This is a genomic window from Bacillus haikouensis (genome assembly GCF_013179555.1).
Taxonomy (GTDB): Bacteria; Bacillota; Bacilli; order Bacillales; family Bacillaceae_B; genus Rossellomorea; species Rossellomorea haikouensis_A.
This window is the reverse complement of the sequence record NZ_JABMCR010000468.1, coordinates 1-2,088: the sequence shown is the minus strand read 5'-3', so window position 1 is coordinate 2,088 and position 2,088 is coordinate 1. Positions and strand designations below refer to the sequence as shown.

General features: G+C 43.5%; 4 protein-coding genes. 2 read left to right on the top strand and 2 right to left on the bottom strand.

Translation table 11 applies throughout. From position 1 onward, the window contains the following. A partial coding sequence (locus tag HP456_RS23250; RefSeq protein ID WP_172255476.1) for an ATP-binding protein occupies positions 1–200 on the top strand: 200 nt, incomplete at its 5' end. 221 nt (positions 201–421) lie between these two features. Next, positions 422–829, top strand: coding sequence for an STAS domain-containing protein (locus tag HP456_RS23245; RefSeq protein WP_172255474.1), 408 nt, complete (start codon positions 422–424; stop codon positions 827–829). Between the two features lie 47 nt (positions 830–876). Here the strand turns inward: HP456_RS23245 and HP456_RS23240 are convergent, their stop codons facing one another. Together HP456_RS23240 and HP456_RS23235 are read right to left on the bottom strand one after the other, a co-directional pair. Next, positions 877–1,470 carry an SCO family protein gene (locus tag HP456_RS23240; RefSeq protein WP_172255472.1) on the bottom strand — a complete coding sequence of 198 codons (594 nt, stop codon included), beginning with the start codon at positions 1,468–1,470 and terminating at the stop codon, positions 877–879. A 72-nt stretch (positions 1,471–1,542) separates the two neighbouring features. Beyond that, on the bottom strand, positions 1,543–2,088 hold a 546-nt coding region (locus HP456_RS23235; protein WP_172255470.1), incomplete at its 5' end, for an ABC transporter substrate-binding protein.

The window sequence follows — 2,088 nt, the reverse complement described above, 5'->3', positions numbered from 1 at the left end:
ATGGACCTCAGATTCAGAACGAAACCATCAACGCCATCTTTGAACCTTTCTACACCACGAAGGAACTCGGGACGGGAATCGGATTATTTATTTGCAGAAAGCTGATTGAAAAGCATGACGGGGACATTTCCTGTCAATCCAATGCTGAAAAAACAACTTTCTTTATCCGGATACCGTTAAATGAGACTGTAATTCTATAGAGTGAACGTTAAATGTAGGCAGGGGTTGAACCGGTAATAGGGTTCAACCCTTTTTTTATTAATATAGACTGTGGAGTGGGATGTCATTGCAACTAAAATGGAAACATTATCATTTCTTACTAATTAGGGGAAAAATCTCATAATTTATGTTTGATGAAAGTATTTGTGGGTAAAAATAACTATACTGCGAAACGTAACTACAAAAGATTGAGGTGCTTCCTATGAATCTTTCAGTAAATCGGGAAATATGTTTCTTCCATCAGCCTATTTTAGGGAAAGATCTTTTTATCAATATGGGTCACACTCGTCTTTATTCAGAAAGCTTGAAGATAGATGCTTCCTTATACTCGGGTACGATGCAGGTTGCTCTTACCGGTCAGCTTGATTCATCCACAATTGAAAAAATCGATGAGTTCTTATTATATTATAAGCACCAATTTAAAAGCTTCGAAACCATCACATTTGATATCAGCCGCCTTAAATTCGACAATCGATTTGGCCTGTCTGCTTTGGTTGATCTCGTATATGTATTGAAGCAGGAAGGTCTCCGGATTTTATTTAGCGGGGCTGGGCCAAAAGACCGGCAAGTGTTGATGGATTCGGGTTTTTATGAGTGGCTGCTACAATAAAAGCTTGATTTCCGCCGGATGATTGCGGCGGAAATCAAGCTTATTTTTTATTTCAGCTTATTGATGTCTTTGATGATGTCATCAAATGGGGGATCCGATACGCCTTCGTACTTATTGAGGAGTGTACCCGATTCACTTACCAGGAAAAACGAGGTCGCATGGACAAATTGATCCGAGCCCTCCACTTTGGCAGCAGGTGTTTTGAACGATACGTTCGCAAATGTTTCAATTTCCTCACGAGAATAGCCGGTGAGGAACGTCCAATTATTGTAGTCAGCGCTGTGGCGTTTGCTGTATTCGGTCAATGTCTCCGGGGTGTCCATCTCAGGGTCGATTGAAATCGATACGAGCTGGACGTCATCATCCAAGCCGGCTTTCTTGATTTCTGACTGCAGTTTCGCCATATTCGCCGTCATTGGCAGACAGACCGTTTCACAGTTCGTGAAGATAAAGTCGGCTATCATGATCTTATCTTGATTTAACTCAGATAACCTGACCTTCGCATCATCCTGATTTACAGCTTCCAGTTCACCAATCTCGACGCTCATTGGAAACGATGCTTCCACATCTTCTTTACCCCCGCATCCTCCAAGAACTGCCATCAACATCATCATGATCGTTAGTCCTAACGTAACCTTCATAACCATCTTCTCCTTTTTACAAAAAAGGTCCGTCCCTGCATTGAGTTAAAACAGTGCGGGACGGGCCTGTGATTAGTCGATGAATTGTTTGTCGATCAGGTCTGTGAATGCTGGTTTTTCTTTAAGAAATTTGAGTTCGTACGATGAGTCGGCGAATGCCTGGACGGCTTCAGAATCCACTTTGTAGGTAAATCCGATGCGTTCCCATGCCTGGTCGACGACTTCTTTGCTTAGTTCCTGTTTGGTTACTTCTTTAATATCGTTAATGGTGATTTCTTTCGCTTCTTCAGGGTTTTCAGCAATGAAATCTGTTGCCTGCTTGTGTGCGTCCACAATGCTTTGGATTCTTTCAGGATTCTCTTCTACTGAACTTCCGGAAGCGACAAGGACGGACGCCGGCAGTGTTTTACCGAATGAGATTTCGTCATGGTCGATGATGACTTTCGCTCCGGTTTCCTGCTGGATGACCGCAGCCCAAGGTTCAGGAGCGACTGCGATGTCGACTTTCCCTGACTTCAGCATTCCTGCGTATTGAGCCGGATTTCCCGTTACGTGCTTCATCGTTCCGCCGATGCGTGATGATTCGATGCCGTGCTCCTGCAGGAAGGTCTCTACTTG